This window comes from Butyrivibrio sp. VCD2006, assembly GCF_000423925.1.
In the GTDB taxonomy this organism is placed as follows: domain Bacteria; phylum Bacillota; class Clostridia; order Lachnospirales; family Lachnospiraceae; genus Butyrivibrio.
In genome coordinates this window covers 1-2847 of sequence record NZ_AUIX01000068.1, presented here as the reverse complement: position 1 = coordinate 2847, position 2847 = coordinate 1, and the positions used below count along the sequence as shown (strand labels likewise).

Annotated in this window: 2 protein-coding genes; one reads left to right on the top strand and one right to left on the bottom strand. The window is 40.6% G+C overall.

From position 1 onward, the window contains the following. Positions 1–465: 465 nt before the first annotated feature. On the bottom strand, positions 466–1911 hold the full coding sequence (locus tag G586_RS0116880; RefSeq protein ID WP_026528647.1) for a DDE-type integrase/transposase/recombinase: 1446 nt from the start codon (positions 1909–1911) through the stop codon (positions 466–468). 160 nt (positions 1912–2071) lie between these two features. On the opposite strand from G586_RS0116880, the gene G586_RS0116875 reads away from it, so the two are divergent. After that, positions 2072–2743, top strand: a complete 672-nt coding sequence (locus tag G586_RS0116875; protein ID WP_026528646.1) for a hypothetical protein — start codon at positions 2072–2074, stop codon at positions 2741–2743. Positions 2744–2847 lie beyond the last annotated feature (104 nt).

Genomic DNA, 2847 nt, shown 5'->3' with positions numbered 1-2847 from the left:
GACGGGATGCTTTCACGGGTGAAAAAATGACGTTTTTCCGTGACCCGGACGGGCTTCCTTTGGAAATACATGAGTAAACTACTTGTGACAAATGAAATTGGTCTGGCTGAAGTGTTAGCAAGTTCTCCCGGAAAACAATGCAGAACGACAAATCGGAGTTTGAATATGAAAAGCAGAGAAGAAATATTTGGATAGTGTCAAATGATCTATGAAAAAAACTGGGTCAAAAAAATAGGCTCAGATGAACCTTGAAAATTGCAGATATATAGGTTGAGGTAGCCGGACGCCACCCTTGACAGCACAAAAAATAACTGCTGACGGTTAATCACCGACGGCGAAGAACTCAAGAACAATCAGATTTTCTCCGTCGTTTGCAGCAGTGTAGCAGTTATTTTTTGTGCCATCAAGGGCAAGCCGCTAAAGCGGTGGCTAGGTTAATACCTCGGGCTCAGAATCTAAGAACAATCAGCTGGCAGCCTGAAGTTCAAGTATCTTCTTCTGACCGAAGTAGATCATCAGCTGCCACCTAGCGGGCATGTTTTCAGCCTTTGACAGAATCTCATCTACAACTGGAGGCCTGTAATCATTGTGCTTATGTGGCCTCAGGAAGTTATAATACGCAACCCAGAGAGTCAGATCATAGTTGGCACCATCGTAATTATCGAATCCATTGGTAATGCGATATGAGGCTTTATAAGTGCGGTTAAGTCGCTCAATCATCTGCTTGAAAGGACGGTATTCCTTGGATACTTCGTCTTCGTTCTGGAGACCGATTACCTGAGTGATTTCAAACTTGAGCTTTTCTCCAAACTCGTGGAAAAACTGCTGTGCAGCTAAAGGATAGGCACTGTAACCATCAGCTATAAACTTAAAGTTCTTGGGAAGTTCAGTGATACCTTTTAAGGCCATTCTCATGGCGAGGATGCATGGACCAACGCCTCTGTTATCAGATACCTGATAGCCAATGATGGCTCTGGATGCAGCATCAATTATGAGCCAGATATAGCTTTTAATGCCACGGACTTTGATGTAGGTCTCATCGGCAGCAAAAGCAGCACCTTTCTCGTAGGGATAGTTATCGACAAAAGGCTTGACGCATATGGCTGCCGTTTTGCAGTAGTTCGCTATCTGCTGATGGGATATGGATATACCATACAGGTCTGATAATGCCTGCCTTGTTTTGCGTAGAGACAATCCGAGATTAACGTGGAATGTAAGACAGAGGGACATGATGTAAGCATTGTGTTTGTTGAACTTAAGCGACGATGCATTCTTGGGGAGAGAGTTTAGGTCCATCTTAAAGAAATCTATCGTGAATTCGCGGTAGATGTAGTGGAGCTTATATTTGTTCTTTCCATGGTCTTCAGCAAGATCTTCCTTGTCGACTTTCTTGAGGTTGTGGAGATAGTAGGAACACTTGGGATTAACGCATTTGTGGATGACGAAATGCTTACGGTCTTTCTTCCGAACAAGGGTATGCTGGCAGTGAGGGCACTTTAGAGACATTTGATTATCAAAGCGGTTGTCTCCGGGATTGAAAGCAGTCTGACAGATCTTACACATGAGCTGTCCTGCCTTACCATTGTTCTTGTAAAGATAAGGCTGTGGGGCATGGCATGAAGGACAGGTACAGTCCTCTGGAATATCGCATTCAGAACGGCGCTTGATCGGTTTGATGGCCTTACCATAGCGCTGGGCATAGTAGTTATTGAGATCTTTCCAGTCCCAATCCTGATGGTAATAGACAATCTTAGGGAGTTCATCGACTTTGAACTTTTGATATTTGGGAGAATGAGAATCATCGAAAGCCCACTGCTTTAGAGGTATATATCTGCAGATGAAATTAATCAGCCAGCAGTTTTGCTGATAGAGTTGTTGAATGATTTGAAGTAAATAAAGTATAATGTTCACGAGCATTGTCTCCGGGTTATTTTGTGAGTTTGGTCGCTGACATTATACCAAAAAGGGAGGTCAATGCTCTTTTTATTTTGAACTCCCGATAAATCAAGGTTTTAGAACTAAAAATGGGTAGTTAATTTGACACTACCAATATTTGAAAGGAGGAAATATTATGAAAAAAAATAAGAAGATAATTTTAATTATTACAATACTTGTAGCGCTTATTTTACTAGGTGGATGTGCTACATGGTATGTTCTTAATAACAATGCATCAGATAATGGTAAAAACAATATTAGTTCTGTTGAACAAACCAACGATATGTCACCTGAGGAATTATTTCAGGCATTTTGTGATGGTAAAATCACTGCCGAGGCACGTTCATATTATGACGATACTACTTGGACTATGGATAACACTAGTTTTCAGTTTGAAGAAACTACACCAGAAGAGGAATTTGATGCTAGCTTAGCAGTCACTAAAGTTGATCCAGTAGATTTAGACAATGATGGAGAGGTTGAATTTATACTTGAAAATGCAATGTATGGCGATATGTGCTTTGATTGCAAAGATGGAAAAGTAGTATGTTTTGCTCAAGGGGAAGGAACAGCAGCAATGTGTTCTTTCACTCAGTATGATGGAGCATATTGGATTGTTCACAGTGATACAACTCACGGTGGAAGATGTACATATGTATTAACCAAGTTTAATGGCAATTTAGAGGTTGTAGACTCATTCAAATTTGGATGGGAGGACTGGGAAGATGATGGAATAAAGACTTATTATTTAGATGATAATGAGATAACAGAGGCTGACTATAAAGACTTGTATGATAAGGTATTTTAAATCATCAATCAAATTCAAGTTGAACAAAATCGCTGCGCGATGGCCTGCCTAGGCTGTGTGCAGTGATTTTCTTTTTATCAAAAAGGCAGTAGAAAGTAAGTCCT

Excerpts from the sequence above, each read along its gene's own strand:
- G586_RS0116875 (WP_026528646.1), top strand. The coding sequence starts at position 2,072 with ATGAAAAAAAATAAGAAGATAATTTTAATTATTACAATACTTGTAGCG.